Here is a 20,954-nt window from a genome sequence, read left to right on the forward strand (position 1 = left end):
CCCGATTATCTAATAGATGATAGCTGCAATTCAACCATTAACTGCAGAAGTCAGCCGCGAGCTTGTATTAAGTCACGATTATTAGACGTTATACGTATAACATCACCGCCATAGCTAGATAAATTAAGATTTATAAATAAAAAGTATTCGCTAACAACAAGTGAACTAAATACAATACATAAAACGTCTATAATTGCTATTAGGTTCCCTTTTTGTTGAGATTAGTATGGTATTAAACAAATATAAACTCTGGTTTCGCCTGCTATTAATCCTGGTGATATTCACTATCTGTATCCTTGCTTTTGGTCAACCCGCAACTAATATTCCACAATTAGGTTACGACAAATTAAACCACTTTATTGCCTTTGCGGCGCTAGCATTACTTTTTGATTATAGTTTCCCAAACAGAACCATAACGCTGTTTATTAGCTTACTTGGGTTTGGTATTTTTATTGAATTGATTCAAGGTATGACATTCAGTCGCACACCAAGTCACTGGGATATCATCGCCGATTTAATCGGTATTATCAGTTACTTAATTCTTCAACCATTACGAGCAAAAATACATGGCTAATTGGAACATTCTCGGTGCCGGTGCTATCGGGCATTTCTTTGCAGAAAAATTATTAAAATCAGGCCAACATGCCGCATTTATATTACGCCCTGAAAGTGAACCTCATATTCGCAGCTTTAATTTTGAAAACTTAGCGGGTGAAAACAGTAGTAATACCGTCATGGCACAAGGTGAGCTCACGCCTAAATGTGATTTTTTACTGGTCACCCTAAAAGCCCAAGATGTACTGCCTGCGCTGACCTTACTGCAATCACAAATTGATAAGCATTGTTGTATCGTGTTATTACACAATGGCATGGGCACGGCAGAGCAAACAGATAAGTTGTTCCCGCGTAACGCTATCATGGTCGGCACCACATCCAACGGGGTATTGAAAGTCTCTGATGATCATGTTCGCCACACTGGCGCGGGAGTCACGTGGTTAGGGCCATTTAATAACCAAGCCAAACGCTATAAAGACATTGCTAAGCAACTATGGGCTCTGAAAGAATTATCCTGGTGTGATGATATCCGTGAGAAGCTCTGGCTAAAACTCGTGATTAACTGTGCAATAAACCCGTTAACCGCGATCCATCAATGTAAAAATGGCGAATTGGCGAATCCAGCGTTATATCCGCAAGTCGTTAAGGTTGTGCAAGAGTTAGCACTGGTGTGTGAAAAAGCGCGTTTGCCTTGGTCTTACGCCGAACTACAAGCACAAGTTGATAACGTGATAAAACGCACCAGCGACAATTACTCTTCCATGCATCAAGATCGTCACTTTAATAGACCTTCTGAAATTGACTTCATTACCGGCTATATTTTAAAAGTGGCGAACGCTTACAGTATTCCCATGCCGACGAACCAAGCCTTGTTCGAACAAATTAAACAACAAGAAACGGTTTCAGTTTAAGCACCGAGTTTAGTTAAGCCCAAGATCAAAAAAGCCAGCAATCACTTGCTGGCTTTCATTCATCATTACTGATAACGCCAAGTATCGACGTTATCTCAATGACGATTAAGGACGGTATACTTTTACGTTACCGTAGCCTTTTTCGATCAGGTAAAGCGCTTGCAGTTTACTCATCACACCACGGTCACAGTATAATAAGTATGTCTTGTCTTGATCTAACTCGCCAAACTGATTGCCTAATTTGAAGAACGGCATGTGTTGCACTTCAAGTCCATTAACTTCAAGCGGTGATTCTTCAACTTCGTCGATACTACGAATGTCTAAGATCACTTCGTTTGCTGCGATTTCAGTTACCGCTTCAACATCACTTACTTGCTCTTGTGTTTCTTCGGCAATTTGACGGATATCCATCACGTTTGCAGCCATAACAACTTGGTCAATCAAGCTCATGTCGAATTTAGCTTCTTCTGCTTCAATCTTCTCTTTCACTGCTTTAACTGTTGGTTTGTTTGAGATAACACCACAGTATTCAGGAATGGTTTCAGAGAATTCAGCTGTACCAATTTTACGTGCTGTATCAATGATGTCTTGCTTATCAGCAACAATCAATGGACGTAAGATCAGCGTATCTGTTACTGAATCGATTAACGATAAGTTACGGATAGTTTGACTTGATACTTGACCAACAGCTTCACCAGTCACCAATGCTTCAATACCTAAACGTTCTGCAACTTTAGATGCTGCGCGCATCATCATACGTTTGAGTACCACACCCATTTGTGAGTTATCTACTTTTTCTAAGATCTCTGCAACAATTGGATCGAATGGTACGCTAACAAATTTAACCTTGTGTGATGAACTGTATTTGTTCCACAAGAAATATGAAATTTGCTTCACGCCAATTTCATGCGCATCGCCGCCAAGATTGAAGAAACAGAAATGCGTACGACTACCACGTTTAATTGTTAAGTAGCTTGATACTGCCGAATCAAAACCACCTGACATTAATGATAGAACATCTTCTTGTCCAGCCATTGGGAAACCACCCAAGCCTTCATGGCGTTCCGTCACTAAATAAAGTTTTTCGTGTTCAACTTCGATTTTGATTGTTTCTTGTGGTTTTCTTAATTTAACACCAGCGGCATCAGTATGCTGATTTAAGCCACCGCCAACATAACGTTCTAAGTCAATCGAAGTAAAGTCATGTTTACCGTTACGCTTAGCGCGTACACAGAATGTTTTACCCGCAAGCAAGTCTTTATAAACTGGCAATGCTTGTTGGAAAATATCATCAAGATCGGTAAAAGTAGATTCGTGTACTTCTAATGAATGGGCAATACCCGGAGTATTTTTTAATACTTCACGATAGAATTCGCGGTTTTTATCACTGTCGTCAGTGGTACGAACAACAATTTTATCCCATTCAAGGATCACGCGAGCATGTTCATCTTCACGACGCAAAATATTACGTAAACTCGATTGCAGCATTTTACTGAAACGCTGGCGCACGGATTTACTTTTCATCATTACTTCTGGGAATATTTTTACAATAAATTTCATGGTTTTGCCTACATCATAATTCAAACAAACAGTTGGCCCAGCATTTCATCGCGCTGGGTGTTTAGCTGATATATTCGATTAACTTAAATCAAAATAAAAAAACGGGCTACACCTTAAGATGAGCCCGTTCCTGTTGCTGGTCAGCAGTATACTCAAAATGCCTAAATATGCAAGATTCTAACGACTCACTAGCCGGGTTAATTGCGGTGTGGCATTACCCACTAACTCGATTTCGACTTGACTGCCAACTTCAATCTTCGATTGTAATAACCAAGGTTGAGAACGTCCCGATACCCGTGTTACTTGATGCCCCGAGAGGGCTAATGGTTGCACATGAACAATCGGAGTTATACGACTACTTTTACCTATCTGATAAGTTATATCAACAACATGGCTTATGCCTTTCGGGCCGGTAAATTTTAGCGCTAATGCCCAACGCGGTGCATGCTGGGTTTGACCATATTCACGCTGGCGCGCATGCTGAGCTAATTTAATTACAATACCATCAAGTAATAATGTCTCGGTGTTTTGATAGTGCGCTAGCCAACGATCAATATCATTAGGGCTATCGATTAGATGACTCATCTTAGACATATCCGCAAAACCGAGCATCGCTAATTGCGCCAAGCCCATAAGCTCATCGCTATAAGGCGAATCAACCCAACGCCAAGGCATAAAACGTAAACTCATGACATCCGATTGTAGCGGTGACGATTGACTAGCAATACCTGCGGTCATATGACGAGAAGATACATACTTCCCTCGCAGCAGCCAATCTTGCTGCTCCACATATAATTCACCATGGATAACCAAGGTATGTGGGTAAGCAATAATGCTATTAACGGCATTACTGCGCAGTATCAACGTCAATAAATCCTTACCTTGTTGACCATTTCCTCGACTCGACGCCGCCACTAACATACCTTTTTCATAGACTAATTCGACTGCCATGCCGTCCACTTTCGGTTGCAGCAATAATGGTTTATCTTGATGCAGCTGATAAAATGTATCAACTCCCGCTCTTTCGCGCACAGATTTTAAACTTAACATAGCTTGTCGGTGCGGCTGTCGATCTCGTTGACGACGATCATAATTATCACTCGCCCCCAGCTGCGTTAATATCGGTGACAGGCAATCTGATAACACCCCAAGCTCATCCACTAATAAATCAAACTCACCATCATGTAATAACGGTGTTTGACCTGTGTAATAGATCTGTCGATGTTTAATTATCTGTGCTTCTAAATAACGAATACGATGCTGGTTGAGTACACTGGGACACCGAGAATGTACCACTGTACTTTTTGCTAATGAATCGATTGATGCTGACGGTATTATATCATCAGCGAATAGGGGCTGAGTGCTTGATGCGAATAGCGATACGAGTAATGGATAAGTGCGAATAAACATCTGAGTTCCAAGCAATATGGTGGTATAACTCAGTATGATAAAGAGAATGAAAGTTAACCGATTAATTGCATTACAATAACCTGAAGTATCGACAGAAAGCGACTTTCGAAGACTGTTAATCGTGTTACATCACAAATCAGAGACTCTATTAATGCGTATTGAAGTGGTTTATTTACGAAGTGAGGAACTTGAACTTGCTTAGCCATCAGCTACACTAATATTATAGATCCCAAAATTCTGCCCTGAGAGGTATTACCATGCAACTTGCCGATATAAAAAGCATGTATCATAGACATGAACTGGTCGAAGCAATTATCGAACCTTCATTGGTCGCGAATGGATGGATTGTCGAATTTAAATCCGATAATGGTGATATTATTCCACTCACCGATTTTAGTGGCCACGAGAAATGTTATCGAAACTTAGATATTGCCACCGCCACCGCACAACAAGTTGGCTTTCCGGTAGTGAGAATAGACGAATCATTTTGACTCGCCGGTTCATCTAACATCACGGTTAATCACAGATCAAATAGTCAGCAGGTATTAAGCTGACCATTTGTCTAATTATAGTTGTGAGTGTGGTTTTGGATATAGTTATGGATTAAGGTTCAAAACTTTCACGCATAAACTCTTTACCATCACAATTAGCACAAGATAATACTACTGTTGGATGAAACAATTCTTTTTGATAACCACAGCGAACGCAGGTTAATAAACCAAAACCAACTTCATCACCTACTTTATAAAGTCCATGATGCAATAGATCATCACCAACCTCAGTCCACTCCACTTGGGTCTTATCGGTTATCGATGCTAACGTTCCCCAGGTGATTTTATCCCATGCTTGATACCAAGCTGATAATTTAAAGTCAGCAAGACTGGTTTGATAGTCTTTATTGAACTCACCAAGATCATGGCGAACATAAGCAGATGCTTCGGTTAATTCTTTTTTAGTTAAATCCCCTGCAGCACCTAAGTAAGCTTCAGCTTTAAGCACAAATCGTTGCGTAAAATCATTACCCATAAATTGCTTCCTCCCCTTATAGCTCAGAGGATGTACAGATAAGTTACGCACTGTATTTTGATATTGAGTATTGAGCTTAGCCATATAAACCTCCGAATTAATGTAATAACAGTTAGCCTGTATTTATTAATAAAACGTCATCTATATTGATCAGTAAACATTATTCACTACTAGCAATAACCAACACCTTGTAAGTATAAAAATAGCCACTGCTATAACTTAAGTATATGCCAAAATGAGCAGCCAACAAGCGGTCTACATCACATAGTTTCCTTGTAAAGGTGGCCAATCAGCATTATCAGTAAGGAAAACTTATCGCTATCTGCAAATGAAACTTGTTGCCCTCACTGTGCTAAGGTATTCTATGGCAAAATTTTGTTTATAAATCCTACCAAGAACAGACTGGATATTACCCATGCAAGAACAATATACTCCAAGCAGTATCGAACCTCAGGTTCAACAACACTGGCACGAAAATAAAACATTCGAAGTACATAACGACGAAACGAAAGAAAAATTCTACTGCTTGTCTATGTTCCCATACCCAAGTGGTCGCCTGCACATGGGCCATGTACGTAACTACACTATTGGTGACGTGATCGCACGTTTCCAACGTATGCAAGGCAAAAACGTATTACAACCTATCGGTTGGGATGCATTTGGTCTACCAGCTGAAAATGCAGCAATCAAGAACAACACTGCACCTGCACCTTGGACATATGAAAACATCGATTACATGAAGGGTCAGCTAACGTCTTTAGGCTTTGGTTATGACTGGAACCGTGAAATCGCAACCTGTACACCTGAATACTACCGTTGGGAACAAGAGTTCTTCACTAAACTTTACAGTAAAGGTTTAGTTTACAAAAAGACTTCATCAGTTAACTGGTGCCCGAACGATGAAACTGTACTTGCTAACGAACAAGTAAATGACGGTTGCTGCTGGCGTTGTGATACGCCGGTAGAACAAAAAGAAATTCCACAGTGGTTCATTAAGATCACTGAATACGCAGACGAGCTACTTTCATCTATTGATGAACTTGACGGCTGGCCTGAGCAAGTTAAAACCATGCAACGTAACTGGATCGGTCGCAGCGAAGGTATCGAACTAGACTTCGCAGTTGAAGGACAAAGTGACGAGCTAAGCAAGCTATCGGTATACACGACACGTCCAGACACAGTAATGGGTGTAACGTATGTTGGTATCGCAGCTGGTCACCCACTTGCAGAACAAGCCGCATTAACAAACCCAGCACTAGCAGAGTTCAACCTTGAATGTAAAAACATGAAAGTGGCTGAAGCTGATTTAGAAAAAATGGAAAAGAAAGGTATGGCTACTGGCCTATACGCTATTCATCCATTAAATGGTCGTAAAGTACCGGTATACGTAGCTAACTTCGTATTAATGGGTTACGGCACAGGCGCTGTTATGGCTGTTCCAGCTCACGATCAACGTGACTATGAATTCGCAACTAAATACGGCATCGATATCGTACCAGTAATCAAACCAAGCAATGGTAGCGAATTAGACGTATCTGAAGTAGCGTTCACTGAAAAAGGTGTATTGTTCAACTCAGGCGAATTCGACGGTTTAGAATTTGGCGCAGCGGTAGATGCAATTGCGACTAAATTAGAAGCAAGCGGTCAAGGCACCAAGAAAGTTAACTTCCGTCTACGTGACTGGGGTGTTTCTCGTCAACGTTATTGGGGCGCGCCAATCCCAATGTTGACACTTGAAGATGGTTCAGTTGTACCAACACCTGCAGACCAACTTCCAGTGATCTTACCTGAAGATGTTAAAATGGACGGCATTCAAAGTCCAATTAAAGCCGATTTAGAATGGGCTAAAACAACATACAATGGTCAACCTGCACTACGTGAAACAGATACTTTCGATACCTTCATGGAATCGTCTTGGTACTATGCACGTTACTGTAGCGCGACATCAGAAACTGAAATGCTAAACCGTGAAGATGCAAATCACTGGTTACCAGTAGATCAGTATGTTGGTGGTATTGAACACGCATGTATGCACTTATTATATGCACGTTTCTTCCACAAACTGCTACGTGATGAGCAAATGGTTGATAGCAACGAACCGTTCAAACGTCTACTTTGTCAAGGTATGGTACTTGCTGATGCATACTACTACACTAACGACAACGGCGGCCGTGTTTGGGTTTCGCCATTAGATGTAACTGTTGAGCGTGACGAAAAAGGTCAACCAACTAAGTACATCGACAATGAAGGCAATGAACTTGTTTATACTGGCATGACTAAAATGTCGAAGTCTAAAAACAACGGTATTGACCCACAAACAATGATTGAACGTTTTGGTGCTGATACCGTACGTCTATTCATGATGTTTGCAGCTCCTGCTGACCAAACACTAGAATGGCAAGACTCGGCTGTAGAAGGTGCACACCGTTTCCTACGTCGTATCTGGACATTAGCTTACAACCACATCAGTAAAGGTGAAGTTGTAGCGCTAGATGTTGCAGCACTTAACGGCAAGCAACAAGAACTACGTCGTGAGATCCATAAAACAATTGCTAAGGTATCTGATGATATCGAACGTCGTCAAACGTTCAACACTGCAATTGCATCTGTTATGGAACTAATGAACAAGTTATCTAAAGCACCGCAAGAATCAGAGCAAGATCGCGCGCTGCTTCAAGAAGCATTAGTGGCAGTTGTTCGCCTACTTGCACCAATCACGCCGCACATCTGTTTTGAACTGTGGAACAAATTAGGTCAAGAAGGTAACATCGACGAAGCGCTATGGCCTGTAGCAGACCAAGCGGCAATGGTTGAATCTGAAAAACTAATCATCGTGCAAGTGAACGGTAAACTGCGTGCTAAATTAACAGTACCAGCTGACGCAACACGTGAATCTGTTGAAGCATTAGCAAATGCAGATGAAAACGTGACTAAGTTCACTGACGGTAAAACAGTACGTAAAGTAATTTTCGTACCAGGTAAACTACTAAACATTGTTGCTAACTAAGTTACAACATAAGTAGCTAATCAGTACTAACGATAGCGTTAAATAACCTTGTCGTTAGTCGATTTATAGACCGCTTAGCTGCAAATAGTACACAAATAATAGGCCCTGCATTCTGCTTTTATTTTTATAGTAGAGTCTAGGGCTTTTTTGTTTTTCGATTACGTGTAAAATTAGCTGCAATTAACTTATATCTTTTGTAGGCATTATGATCGCACCGGCACTGACACCACGTTTTATTCGACTAACTTGCATCTTCTTGGTAACAGCAGTGCTTGGCGGCTGCGGCTTCCATTTAAAAAATGGCAGCGGTATTCCCAATGAATTACGCAATCTAACCTTAATATCGAGCAAATATTCCGATCTAACCCGCCTAATCAAGCAAGAATTGCGCTACAACCAAATCAATCTCGTTACCCCTGCGCTAGCATCCGAATCGAGTTCTGAGTCGCTGACAACTGAAACCCAAACGAATGACGAAAGCACGCAAATCGGTGAAGATTCCACTCAAACCAAAACCACCGCAATGGATCCAGCACTGCTAAATTCAGAAACACCGATTTTAAGAATCATGTCCGAAAGCACTGGTTCACGCACCGTTTCACTCTATTCCGATGCAACAGCGGCTGAATATGAATTGAGCTATGTGATAAAAATGGAAGTCCGAATGCCAAATCAAGAGCCACAGTATTTTACTGTTGCCCTGCAGCGCGACCAATTAAATAATTCACAAGAAGCATTAGCCCGCTCTCGTGAAGCTGAATTATTAAGAAAAGAATTACGTGAAGCCGCGGCTCAACAAATTGTGCGCACATTAAGCCAAGTTATTATTGAGCCAAAAAAAATCGGCTACGATGAATCAGATCTCAATGAAGCAGTCCAACATACAGATATTGAAACGAACTAATGCGCGTTTATCCAGAACAACTCGATCAGTACTTAAAGACTGAAATCAAACTCTGCTATTTAATATTCGGCGAAGAGCCCTTATTAAAAATGGAAGCAATTGAGCAGATTAAAGTGGCCGCGAAGAAAGTCGGCTTCGATGAACACCATAAGTTTCATGCCGAGCCAACCATGGATTGGCCGGCGGTGTTTAATGCTTGCCAATCCATGTCGCTGTTTTCCAGTCGTCAAACCATCGAACTGATCTTTGATAAGCGACCGGCTAAAGAAGATATTAGTCAGCTTAATGATTTATTTAAACTGCTAAACCCAGATCTCATTATCATTATCAGTGGTCCGTACTTAACCAAAGCACAGCAAAGCGCGAAATGGTTTCTGCAGTATTTCAAAAATGCACTTTACATCCCAGTCGGTCATCCCGAAGGGCGCTTTTTTGCTAACTGGATGCGCCATCGTCTCAAACGTGCCAATCTTGATGCCCAAGCGGATGTAATCACCCTGCTTTGTCGTAGCTTTGAAGGTAACTTATTAGCAGCCAAGCAGGAGATAGATAAATTATCTTTGCTCCACCCAGGCCAGACACTCACCTTGGCACAGTTGCAAGCATCAATTACCCAGCATTCACACTTCAGTAGTTTCCAGCTGGTTGATGCGCTACTTGCCGGTAAAGTAAATCGTGGGCAGCGGATCCTGCAACAATTACAGGCCGAAGGTGTCGACCCGATCGTGATTAACTGGTCGCTAAATAAGGAAATCAATCAGCTTTATCATTACAGTTTGATGCAGCAGCAAGGACTGTCGGTGATTGATGAAATGAAAAAACAGCGGTTATGGGCAGGTCGCCAGCAAATTATTAATGCCTGCTTGAGTCGCTTATCCTTGAGTAAAATTGAGCAAATGTTGGTACTTTGTTCAAGCGTTGATAGTGCAATCAAAACTAGCACCAGTATTGATCCTTGGTTATCACTACAAATGCTAAGTATTAGTTTTGCTGACTCGACTTTGCTACCCAATTTTCATCATTCTGAAATTAAATAATTTTGTGTCTTTATTAATAACAAGCGGCTATTTATGACTGATTTTCCCCTGACTCGCGCCATTGGTATTTTAGGCGGTACGTTTGATCCGATCCATTATGGTCATTTACGTCCTTGTTTAGATTTATTACAACAACTTAATTTGGCGGAAGTCAGGTTGATGCCAAATCACATCCCCCCACATCGCGCGGCCCCAGGATCGAATGCACAACATCGATTAACGATGGCGGCATTAGCGGTAGAAAATTGTGATGAGCTAAGTGTTGATACGCGAGAACTGAACCGTTCGACACCTTCTTATACCATTGATACCTTAATTGAGCTTGCCGCTGAAAATCCAACCACCTCGGTGTACTTTTTAATTGGCCTTGATTCGCTAAATAGCTTACATACCTGGTATCGCTGGCAAGAGCTATTAGATTACTGTCATCTCGTAGTGAGTTACCGTCCTAACTACGAATTGCAACTATCCCCCGACGTTAAAAAATTATTTGAACAAGTACAAACAACGGATGTCGAAGTCCTGCAGCAACAAAAACAGGGGCGTATTTTACTGTGGCCAACTACACAGTTAGAAATATCGGCGACACGGATCCGTCAGTTGATTAAAAACCAACAAAACCCTCAATATCTATTGCCAGATAACGTGCTGTCTTACATACAAAAAAACAATTTGTATGCGTAAAAGTCAGTAGATACTAGCTCAAGAACAAGCTAGGTATATATTTAGGCATTATTCACTGTTATAATTCGCGGTTAACTCGATAAAGTTCCTCTGGAGGACCCTTGCAAATTTCTGAGCTGCAAGCATTTGTACTAGATAAAATTGAAGATATGAAAGCCCGTGACATCCAAGTTGTTGACGTTAAGGGTAAATCACCAGTAACAGATCTAATGATCGTATGTACTGGTACATCAAAAACTCACGTTAAATCGATTTCTAATCATCTTTACCTAGAAGCTAAGCGTCACGAAGTGTACGTGATGGGCATTGAAGGTATGGAAGATAGTGAATGGGTTTTAGTTGATATGGGTGACGTAGTCGTACACATCATGCAACAACAAACGCGTGATCTATACCAGCTAGAACAACTTTGGCAGTCTGTAGGGGCATAGTCAATGAAGATTCAGCTAGTTGCTGTTGGTACTAAGATGCCAGCATGGGTAGAAACCGGGTATAAAGAATATACACGTCGCTTCCCTAAAGATATGCCTTTTGAATTACTTGAGATCAATGCGGGTAAGCGTGGTAAAAACGCTGACATCAAACGGATCTTAGAATTAGAAGGTGTTAAAACGATGCAAGCGATCCCGAAAGGTAATCGTATCGTGACTCTAGAGGTTACCGGCAAACCTTGGACTACTGAACAGCTAGCTGTTGAACTAGATAAGTGGAAGCATGATGGTCGTGACGTTAGCCTATTGATCGGCGGCCCAGAAGGACTTGCACCAGAATGCATCGCGGCATCAGAACAGCGCTGGTCGCTGTCACCACTAACCTTACCACATCCGATGGTACGTGTAGTGGTTGCCGAAGCGTTATATCGCGCTTGGAGTGTAACAACAAACCATCCTTATCATAGAGAGTAATATTGGTGGCAAGGAAGCGTATAGCCTTACGAGATCATTCTGCGGAAACTGCATTATTTAGCCGTCGCATCATGGTCTCATTTATTTTTGTCCTTTGCGTACTTGGCTTATTACTGAGTAACCTTTATTACTTACAAGTCGACTCCTATCAGGCGTATCAAACCCGTTCAAATGAAAATCGTGTTAAATTAGTGCCAATCGCACCTAATCGTGGACTTATTTATGATCGTAATGGCATACTTTTAGCTGAAAATAAACCCGTCTACAGCTTAGATATGGTACCGGAAAAGATCACCGATATTGATGCAACAATAGCCAAATTAACCACCTTATTAACCCTGACCGAAGACAATATTGCCGATTTTAATACTCGTCTAAAACGTCAACGTCGCTTCAAACAAGTATCAATATTAACCAATTTATCAGAAGCTGAAGTCGCCCTATTCTCCGTTCAGCAGCATAAATACCCCGGTATTTCAGTCACAGCTCGACTAAAACGTTATTACCCGTTTGGTGATGCTCTCACCCATGCTGTTGGTTATGTAGCTCGAATTAACAGTAACGATTTAAACCGCTTAGAGAGAGATGGTATACGCGCGACCTATGCCGCCACTCATGATATTGGCAAGCAAGGCATCGAGCGTTATTACGAAAAAACCCTCCATGGCGAGCCCGGCTTTAAAGAAGTTGAAGTCAATAACCGTGGTAAGATCGTCCGTACACTAAAGATCACGCCACCGGTACCCGGTAATGATCTGTATTTAAATATCGACATCCGTTTACAACTAAAAGCACAAAAAGAATTAGCGGGACGCCGTGGGGCGATAGTCTTACTGGCACCCAAAACCGGTGAAGTATTCGCGATGATCTCAAGCCCGAGTTATGATCCCAACTTGTTTGTACACGGTATCAGCAGTAAAAATTATAACCGTTTATTGCAGTCCAAAGATCGTCCCTTGATTAACCGAGCGACACAAGGGCGCTATCCGCCAGCATCGACAGTCAAACCACAACTGGCAATCTTAGCTTTAGAAGACGGTGCAATCACACCAAGCACGATTATTAATGATCGCGGTTGGTTCCAGATCCCCAATACTAAGCGCCGTTTCCGTGATTGGAAACGCTGGGGACATGGCAAAATTAATGTTTATAAAGCCATTGAGCAATCATCCGATACCTTCTTTTATAACCTCGCTTATAGCGTCGGTATCGATAAGATTCATAGCTTTATGACCGAGTTTGGCTTTGGTGATTACACTGGTATTGATGTGAAAGAAGAAACCAATGCTATTTTGCCATCACGAGAATGGAAGCGAGCACGCTACAATGAACCTTGGTATCAAGGTGACACCATTTCTGTTGGTATTGGTCAAGGTTACTGGTCTTCAACCCCAATCCAGTTAGCCAAAGCAACCGGTATTGTCGCCAGTAAAGGCTTACGCCCTGTTCCACAATTAGTCAGAGATATCAAATATACCAATGGGGACGTATATGAACCTGTGGTTGAATTACCGCCGCTGAAATTAAAAGATCCAGCTAACTGGCAAGTGGCCAAAGATGGCATGCACGGTGTAGTAACTAAAAGTAACGGCACCGCACGCCGCGCTTTTGCCAAAGCAAAATATACCGCCGCAGGTAAATCAGGTACCGCACAGTTATACCAACTTGGTGAAGAAAAATACGACGCCAGTAAGATACGAGAACGATTGCGTGATAATGCCATGTTTGTGGCTTATGCACCGTTTGAAGAACCGGAAATTTCAGCCACTATTATTCTAGAAAATGCCGGTGGTGGTAGCTCACAAGCAGCACCTTCAGCACGCCGTTTATTTGATGTCTACTTTGACAATAAAAAGGAAAATTAATGCCAGATCGTCGTCATAATCAAAGTATTTGGTATAAGTTGCATATCGATTTTCCATTACTCTTTGGCTTATTAAGTCTGCTCGGTGTTAGCCTAGTGGTACTTTACAGTGCAGGTGGCGCTGATATTGCGCTGATGGAAAGACAGATATTTCGTATGTTACTTGCCTTAGCTGTCATGTTTGCATTAGCACAGGTCTCACCATCAGTCTATCGACGCTGGGCATTCCCTATCTTTATCATTGGCACCATACTATTAATTGCAGTATTGCTGTTTGGTCATGTCGGAAAAGGCGCGCAGCGTTGGATTGACCTAGGTTTTACCAAATTCCAACCATCCGAAATTATGAAAGTGGTGATGCCACTGGCTGTTGCTCGTTATATGAGTAATCAGTCTATTCCCCCCAGTTTTAGAACCATCATTAGCGCATTAATCATGGTATTGGTGCCCACATTATTAATCGCTAAGCAACCCGATTTGGGTACTTCGTTACTGGTGGCTATTTCAGGTATTTTCGTTATTTTTTTAGCCGGTATGTCGTGGCGTTTAGTGATGATTGCATTTGGATTGATATCGGGTTTTGCACCTATCCTGTGGTTTTTCTTAATGCACCCTTATCAAAAACAGCGGGTATTAACCTTCTTAAATCCAGAAACCGACCCACTTGGCTCAGGCTATCATATTATTCAATCTAAAATAGCCATTGGTTCTGGCGGTTTTTGGGGTAAAGGTTGGTTATCCGGCACCCAATCACAGCTCGATTTTTTACCTGAACGTCATACCGACTTTATTTTTGCTGTCTACAGCGAAGAGTTCGGTTTATTTGGGGTGATCTTACTGCTGTCACTTTATCTGTTTGTGATCTGCCGTGGTTTATTTATCGCATTAGAAGGTCAACGCGTATTTGAGCGCCTTATCGCGGGTAGTATAACCCTAACATTCTTTATTTATGTGTTCGTTAATATCGGCATGGTGAGTGGATTATTACCCGTTGTAGGTGTACCACTGCCTTTAATTAGCTATGGCGGCACTTCGATGGTGACATTGATGGCTGGATTTGGCATTCTAATGTCTGTAAGAACACACCGTCGCTTAAGTTGAGGAATCCAGATGCTGGGTAAAAAAGTATTATTTCTGCTAGGTCTAGCAGCGTTTCAAGCTAATAGTGCTGAGTTAACCAGTGAGCACAAGACTTGGATTGAAGAGTTAAGTAACAAATATGATATATCGGAACAATTACTTACCGATGCCATAGGACAAGCAAAATTTGATGAAAATGTATTAACCAAGATCCAAACACCATGGGAAAAAAAACCTTGGTATAAATACGCACCGATATTTATTACCGAAAGTCGTATTAACAAAGGTGTCGAGTACTGGAATCAGCACGAAGAGACCTTTGCCAAAGCCGAAAAAGAATATGGTGTGCCGGCACAAATTATTGTCGCAATTATGGGGGTTGAAACTTTCTATGGTAAATACAAGGGCAACATTTCGGTATTAGACTCACTGTATACCCTGGGTTTTAATTACCCTGCACGCGGCAAGTTTTTCCGTCAAGAGTTTGCGCAATACATTAAATTAAGCGAACAACAAGGTTGGAAGCTAACAGAAACACAAGGTTCATATGCAGGTGCAATGGGCTTAGGTCAATTTATCTCATCAAGTTACAGCCATTACGGCGTTGACTTTTCTGGTGACGGTAAAGTTGATATGATCAATGATCCCGTGGATGCCATTGGTAGTATTGCCAATTACTTTAGCATGCATAAATGGAATACCGGTGAGTCAGTTGCTTATCCCGTCAAAGTCGACAGCGAAAAAGTACAGGCATTATTGAATTCATCATTGAAAATAACCCATACATGGGCCGACCTAACCGCTGCAGGTGTCGTGCTACAAGAATCCGATGCTCGTGTACCAACGATTAACATTGAAGACTCAACTCCAGCAAAATTACTCAAGCTACAAGAACTTGATAGTGATGAGTATTGGGTTTACCTGGATAACTTCTACAGTATTACGCGTTACAATCACAGTTCATTGTACGCTATGGCTGTATTCCAATTAAGTGAACAAATTAAACAAGCCAAACATGCGCAATAAACAACGTTTAACTCTACTTTGTATCTGCGGTCTTTTGGCCGCATGTTCTTCTTCTCGCTATCAGTACAATGATGATCACGCACCGGAAAACATTCCTCAGCTTGATGATATTGCTGATGCAGTGCCGATACCACAAACCTATAGCCATTATGCAAATCGTGACTATCAAGTACGTGGTATCGATTATGAAGTATGGCGAGACATAAAAACCTTAACCCAAGAGGGTAAAGCATCTTGGTATGGGAATAAGTTCCATGGCCATAAGACTTCCAACGGTGAAATATATGACATGTTTTCGATGTCTGCCGCACACAAAAACTTACCGCTACCAAGTTTTGTAAAAGTAACCAATTTAGGTAATGATAAGACCGTTGTCGTGCGTGTGAATGATCGCGGACCTTTCCATTCAGAACGTATTATTGACCTGTCTTACGCGGCCGCTTATAAATTAGATATGCTACAATCCGGCACAGCCAATGTACGTGTTGAATTGATCATACCGACTGCCGATAACAGTACCTTGTTTACCCCGACATCGAAGTCATTTATCCAAGTACTCGCGTCAAGTAGTAAAATCAAAGCACAACAAGTGGCAGACGCATTAAGCGCTGAGCATAAGACTAAAAACAGACTTGTTAGTAGCGGTAAATATTATCGTGTACAGCTTGGGCCAATAACCGACAGTGACAAAGCACAGGCACTGTTAGCTAAAGTTCAACAGAAATATACAAATGCTTATGTATTGAAGGAACTTTCAAGCAAAGCTGTGTCTAATAAACTTTAAATAGTAAGACATACATTCAGCTAGTTTGATAGACTAGCTGCTATTATCGAATAAACTTGTTATAGAAACGTTTGTTCAAGTTTATTTACCTAAGTTATCAACAACTTAATCACAAATTTAATTATAGCGAAGTGAAACGTGGCCAATCAATTAAAAAAACTTATCCTAACAAGCCTAGCAGTGGCGAGTTTCTCATTAAGTGCAGCACCCAGTGTCATTCCCGATACCCCAGTCGTTGCAGCTAAAGCATTCATATTAGTTGATTTTGATTCAGGCAAAGTTATCGCACAAAAAAATGCCGACGAATCATTAAAGCCTGCCAGCCTAACTAAAATGATGACAAGTTATGTTATTGGTCAAGAAATCAAAGCCGGTAATATCAACCTCGATGACCAAGTTACTATCAGTAAAAATGCCTGGGCTAAGAATTTCCCAGACTCATCAAAAATGTTTATCGAAGTTGGTAAAACGATCACTGTAGAAAAATTGAACCAAGGCATTATTGTTCAATCTGGTAATGATGCTTGCGTAGCAATGGCTGAACACATCGCTGGCACAGAAAGCGCATTTGCCCAGTTAATGAATTCATGGAGCAAGCAGCTCGGTATGGATGCAACGCATTTTGCTAATGCTCACGGTTTAGATAGCAAAGAGCAATACACAACAGCACGTGATATGGCGACATTAGGGGCAGCACTCATTCGTGATGTACCTGAAGAATACCGTATTTATTCGCAAAAGAAATTTACCTACAACGGCATCACCCAATACAACCGTAATGGTTTACTATGGGATAAAAGCATGAACGTAGACGGTATTAAAACTGGCCATACTTCAGGCGCAGGCTTTAACTTAGTATCTTCTGCAACTAAAGATAACATGCGTCTAGTTGCTGTAGTACTGGGTACTAAAAATGCTGATGCACGTAAAGCTGAAAGTAAAAAACTACTTAACTTCGGTTTCCGCTTCTATGAAACCGTCACACTACACGAAGCCAACAGTAAAATAGTCGCTGAACGAGTATGGATGGGCGAGCAAGAGCAAGTTGAATTGGGTCTGGCTAATAAATTAACCTTGACGGTTCCACGTGGCCAAGCGAAAAATCTAACCGCTAATTTTGAAATCCAAAAAGAACTAAGCGCACCTATCGCTAAAGGCGATGTCGTTGGTAAAGTATTCTATAATCTCAACGATGACGAAATTGCACAAGCTGATTTAGTCGCCCTTGAAGATATTGAATTGGGTAGCTGGTTTAGCCGATTAATTGATTATTTCAAATTATTATTTACTGGTTGGTTTGGTTAATCCTTTCCCTGACACCGTTACCCGATTATAATGACCAATACAAAGGAGGCAGTTGCCTCCTTTGCCATTATTGCTAAGGTACGAGAAAAACTAATGTCTTTAAATACTAAATTCGACGAACTACTTGATTTCCCTTGTCTATTGAACTTTAAAGTTATCGGTAACACCGATCAAAAACTAGAAGATAACATTGTAGCAGTGGCACACAAGCATGTTCCAAGTAACTACACTACTCGCTCTAAAAAGAGCAGTAAAGGCACTTACAACTCTGTAACCATCAACGTTAAAGTACAAAATAAAGATCAAGTAGAAGGTTTATACATAGCTTTCGGTGCGATCCCAGGTGTGGTCCGCGTTTTATAATAAATAATACCAAATCTAAAAATCTAATTAGTGTCGCTAATTAGATTTTTGTCGTTGGTGTTAATCATCTAGAAGAGCATATTTTGTCAGAACATAGCATTATTATTCGTCAACTTAATCGCCAATCTTACAGTACTGTATTTGACGCGATGAAAACGTTTACTGAGAACAGAGACGAAAATACAGAAGATGAACTTTGGTTTGTTGAGCACGACCCTGTGTTTACCCAAGGTCAAGCTGGTAAAGCTGAACATATCCTCGCCACCGGCGACATTCCAATAGTGCAAGCCGATCGTGGTGGTCAAGTGACTTATCACGGACCTGGTCAGCAAGTGGTGTACTTCTTACTCGATATTAAGCGTCGTAAGCTTGGCGTTCGTGCTCTTGTGACGCATATCGAGAACGGTATTGTGGCCACACTAGCAGAATCCGGTGTTGAAGCCTACCCTCGCGCAGATGCACCCGGTGTTTATGTGGCTGACAAAAAAGTTGCTTCACTCGGTTTAAGGATCAGAAAAGGTCGTTCATTTCATGGTTTAGCATTGAATGTAAACATGGACTTATCACCTTTTCTGCGTATTAACCCTTGCGGTTATGCGGGTATGGAGATGACCCAAACAAGTGATCTTGGTGGTGCTACCAGCTTAGAAGAAATACAACCTAAGCTAGTCGAACACCTATGTTCCCTGCTAGAATACACCCAATTAACTTTCAAAGATGGATTAACAGAGCATGAGTAAAACCGTTCGATTAGAGCCTGGCGTTAAACTTCGCGACGCAGATAAGATGGCTAAAATTCCAGTTAAAATTATTGCTACTGAGAATGATGAGATCCTGCGTAAGCCATCGTGGATGAAGATCCGTCTACCGAAAAGCTCTGCTCGCATCCAAGAAATTAAGAACGTGATGCGTGAAAACAACTTACATTCAGTTTGTGAAGAAGCATCATGCCCAAATTTATCAGAGTGCTTTAACCACGGTACAGCCACCTTTATGATCATGGGTGCAATTTGTACACGTCGTTGCCCATTCTGCGATGTAGCCCATGGTAAGCCATTACCACTGGTAGCAGAAGAACCGCTTAAACTGGCGCAAACTATTGCTAAAATGAAGCTTAAATACGTGGTTATCACCTCAGTAGACCGTGATGATCTACGTGATGGTGGAGCTCAGCATTTTGCCGATTGTATCCGTGAAATCCGTTTATTGAACCCTGAGATCAAAATCGAAATTTTGGTTCCAGATTTCAAAGGTCGTATGGATAAAGCATTAGAAATCTTTAAAGATACGCCACCTGATGTATTTAACCACAACCTAGAAACGGCTCCACAGCATTACAAAATGGCGCGTCCTGGTTCTGATTACCAGTGGTCTTTACGTTTATTAAAACGCTTTAAAGAGATGCACCCAACGGTTCCGACTAAGTCAGGTCTCATGATGGGCTTGGGCGAAACCAATGAAGAGATTGCTGAAGTAATTCGAGATCTTGCTGCGAACGATGTGACTATGCTGACATTAGGTCAATATTTACAACCTAGCCGTCATCACTTACCCGTGAAACGCTACGTCCACCCAGACGACTTTGATGCGCTCGGTGAGCTAGCAAAAGAGGTTGGCTTTGAGCACGCAGCTTGTGGCCCGTTTGTGCGCTCTTCATATCACGCAGACTTACAAGCACAAGGTAAAGAAGTTTCTTAATTCTTAGCCTGTGTTAAAGTAAAGCTAAACACGGTATTTTCCGTGTTTAGCTTTACTTTATTATTGCGTATTAAATCCAAACATATTCTCTTCCCTGCACTTCCAAACAAAACATTAGAACAGAACCTCAACTACTCCGTCTGTAATTCGGCGTCCTTGATTTCTTTTTTATCAAAATAAGAACCTGGCGCAGTTAATAAGCGTTTCGTCGCATCAACAGGCATCTCAAAAACACCTTTAATCGCCCCTTTCGTTGCTCCCTTAGAAGCATTTTCACCAATCTGATCACTGGCTTCGATTAAGGCTTCAATACGTGCTAACGTCGCTGGAGTATCAACACGAACTTTCTCAACCTGAGTTAAAATATGTGGGATCAATAGATTAATATCATCAACACGTTTATTCACCTCATCCACTCGAGTTAAAATGCTTGGTACCTGCTTGTTAACCGCGTTCACTTGTTTTAATACCGCTGGTAATTCAGATCTTACCGCCGCAACCTCTGACAGAATAGCTGGCACAACGAGGCGCACAGCTTCCACTTCCTGCAAAATTGGTGGTATAGCAGAACGGATGGACTCGGTCTCAGCCAATATACTCGGAATACTTTGCTTATTTATCATTTCAACTTGCGCGACTATCGCTGGTATTTGCACAGAAATATCATCTATTTGCTGTAATATATTCGGTAGTGCTTTACGTACTTCAGCCACTTCTTTGGTTAAATTCAGCAGCGCATAGGAAAGATAACTTAAACTCGCAGCAATCAAGGCTGCCGCTAATACCGCTGATAGATTAAACCGTGCAGCCACTTTTTTTCCATCTTGTTGAGCCA

Annotated in this window: 21 protein-coding genes; 17 read left to right on the forward strand and 4 right to left on the reverse strand. The window is 41.5% G+C overall.

Annotated elements, in window-relative coordinates; genetic code table 11:
* The first annotated feature begins 226 nt into the window (after window positions 1-226).
* Complete coding sequence (locus QNK26_RS08340) at window positions 227-574, forward strand: VanZ family protein (protein WP_319222164.1); 348 nt, start codon at window positions 227-229, stop codon at window positions 572-574.
* Window positions 567-1,466, forward strand: a complete 900-nt coding sequence (locus QNK26_RS08345) for a 2-dehydropantoate 2-reductase (protein WP_319222166.1) — start codon at window positions 567-569, stop codon at window positions 1,464-1,466. Before QNK26_RS08340 ends, QNK26_RS08345 begins: the two co-directional genes overlap by 8 nt.
* A gap of 105 nt (window positions 1,467-1,571) precedes the next feature.
* Here the strand turns inward: QNK26_RS08345 and thiI are convergent, their stop codons facing one another.
* Entirely contained in the window at window positions 1,572-3,026 is a 1,455-nt protein-coding gene (thiI, locus tag QNK26_RS08350) for a tRNA uracil 4-sulfurtransferase ThiI (RefSeq protein ID WP_319222168.1), read from the reverse strand.
* 177 nt (window positions 3,027-3,203) lie between these two features.
* Window positions 3,204-4,436: a DNA ligase gene (locus QNK26_RS08355; RefSeq protein WP_319222170.1), complete on the reverse strand. Its 1,233-nt coding sequence runs from the start codon at window positions 4,434-4,436 to the stop codon at window positions 3,204-3,206.
* A gap of 281 nt (window positions 4,437-4,717) precedes the next feature.
* Here QNK26_RS08355 and QNK26_RS08360 point away from each other — a divergent pair, with 281 nt between their 5' ends.
* Window positions 4,718-4,927 carry a thymidylate kinase gene (locus QNK26_RS08360; RefSeq protein WP_319222171.1) on the forward strand — a complete coding sequence of 70 codons (210 nt, stop codon included), beginning with the start codon at window positions 4,718-4,720 and terminating at the stop codon, window positions 4,925-4,927.
* A 112-nt stretch (window positions 4,928-5,039) separates the two neighbouring features.
* Here QNK26_RS08360 and QNK26_RS08365 read toward each other — a convergent pair whose 3' ends face one another.
* A complete protein-coding gene (locus QNK26_RS08365; protein WP_319222172.1) occupies window positions 5,040-5,546 on the reverse strand; it encodes a zinc ribbon-containing protein in 507 nt (168 codons plus the stop codon).
* A gap of 331 nt (window positions 5,547-5,877) precedes the next feature.
* On the opposite strand from QNK26_RS08365, the gene leuS reads away from it, so the two are divergent.
* From leuS to lipA, 14 genes are all read left to right on the forward strand, one after another.
* Entirely contained in the window at window positions 5,878-8,469 is a 2,592-nt protein-coding gene (gene leuS / locus QNK26_RS08370) for a leucine--tRNA ligase (protein ID WP_319222174.1), read from the forward strand.
* Window positions 8,470-8,674: 205 nt separating this feature from the next.
* Window positions 8,675-9,373 (forward strand): LPS assembly lipoprotein LptE, encoded by a 699-nt coding sequence (gene lptE / locus QNK26_RS08375; protein ID WP_319222176.1) that lies wholly within the window; start codon window positions 8,675-8,677, stop codon window positions 9,371-9,373.
* Complete coding sequence (gene holA / locus QNK26_RS08380) at window positions 9,373-10,410, forward strand: DNA polymerase III subunit delta (protein WP_319222178.1); 1,038 nt, start codon at window positions 9,373-9,375, stop codon at window positions 10,408-10,410. The genes lptE and holA overlap by 1 nt, the downstream gene beginning before the upstream one ends.
* A 33-nt stretch (window positions 10,411-10,443) precedes the next feature.
* Window positions 10,444-11,094: a nicotinate-nucleotide adenylyltransferase gene (nadD, locus tag QNK26_RS08385; protein ID WP_319222180.1), complete on the forward strand. Its 651-nt coding sequence runs from the start codon at window positions 10,444-10,446 to the stop codon at window positions 11,092-11,094.
* 101 nt (window positions 11,095-11,195) lie between these two features.
* Window positions 11,196-11,525 carry a ribosome silencing factor gene (rsfS, locus tag QNK26_RS08390; RefSeq protein WP_319222182.1) on the forward strand — a complete coding sequence of 110 codons (330 nt, stop codon included), beginning with the start codon at window positions 11,196-11,198 and terminating at the stop codon, window positions 11,523-11,525.
* A 3-nt stretch (window positions 11,526-11,528) separates the two neighbouring features.
* Window positions 11,529-11,999, forward strand: coding sequence for a 23S rRNA (pseudouridine(1915)-N(3))-methyltransferase RlmH (gene rlmH, locus QNK26_RS08395; RefSeq protein ID WP_198438388.1), 471 nt, complete (start codon window positions 11,529-11,531; stop codon window positions 11,997-11,999).
* Window positions 12,000-12,004: 5 nt separating this feature from the next.
* Window positions 12,005-13,864, forward strand: a complete 1,860-nt coding sequence (gene mrdA / locus QNK26_RS08400) for a penicillin-binding protein 2 (RefSeq protein WP_319222184.1) — start codon at window positions 12,005-12,007, stop codon at window positions 13,862-13,864.
* Window positions 13,864-14,964, forward strand: coding sequence for a rod shape-determining protein RodA (gene rodA / locus QNK26_RS08405; RefSeq protein WP_319222185.1), 1,101 nt, complete (start codon window positions 13,864-13,866; stop codon window positions 14,962-14,964). The genes mrdA and rodA overlap by 1 nt, the downstream gene beginning before the upstream one ends.
* A gap of 9 nt (window positions 14,965-14,973) precedes the next feature.
* A complete protein-coding gene (gene mltB, locus QNK26_RS08410) occupies window positions 14,974-15,969 on the forward strand; it encodes a lytic murein transglycosylase B (RefSeq protein WP_319222187.1) in 996 nt (331 codons plus the stop codon).
* Complete coding sequence (locus QNK26_RS08415; protein WP_319222188.1) at window positions 15,959-16,753, forward strand: septal ring lytic transglycosylase RlpA family protein; 795 nt, start codon at window positions 15,959-15,961, stop codon at window positions 16,751-16,753. Before mltB ends, QNK26_RS08415 begins: the two co-directional genes overlap by 11 nt.
* A gap of 138 nt (window positions 16,754-16,891) precedes the next feature.
* Window positions 16,892-18,058, forward strand: coding sequence for a D-alanyl-D-alanine carboxypeptidase family protein (locus QNK26_RS08420; protein ID WP_319222190.1), 1,167 nt, complete (start codon window positions 16,892-16,894; stop codon window positions 18,056-18,058).
* 93 nt (window positions 18,059-18,151) lie between these two features.
* Window positions 18,152-18,421, forward strand: coding sequence for a DUF493 family protein YbeD (gene ybeD, locus QNK26_RS08425; RefSeq protein WP_319222192.1), 270 nt, complete (start codon window positions 18,152-18,154; stop codon window positions 18,419-18,421).
* An 83-nt stretch (window positions 18,422-18,504) separates the two neighbouring features.
* A complete protein-coding gene (gene lipB, locus QNK26_RS08430; protein ID WP_319222194.1) occupies window positions 18,505-19,161 on the forward strand; it encodes a lipoyl(octanoyl) transferase LipB in 657 nt (218 codons plus the stop codon).
* A complete protein-coding gene (gene lipA, locus QNK26_RS08435; protein WP_319222196.1) occupies window positions 19,154-20,119 on the forward strand; it encodes a lipoyl synthase in 966 nt (321 codons plus the stop codon). Before lipB ends, lipA begins: the two co-directional genes overlap by 8 nt.
* Window positions 20,120-20,250: 131 nt before the next feature.
* Here the strand turns inward: lipA and QNK26_RS08440 are convergent.
* Window positions 20,251-20,954: hypothetical protein (locus QNK26_RS08440; protein ID WP_319222197.1), on the reverse strand; the 704-nt coding region annotated here is incomplete at its 5' end.

The sequence above is a fragment of the Moritella sp. genome, assembly GCF_033791185.1.
Taxonomy (GTDB): Bacteria; Pseudomonadota; Gammaproteobacteria; order Enterobacterales; family Moritellaceae; genus Moritella.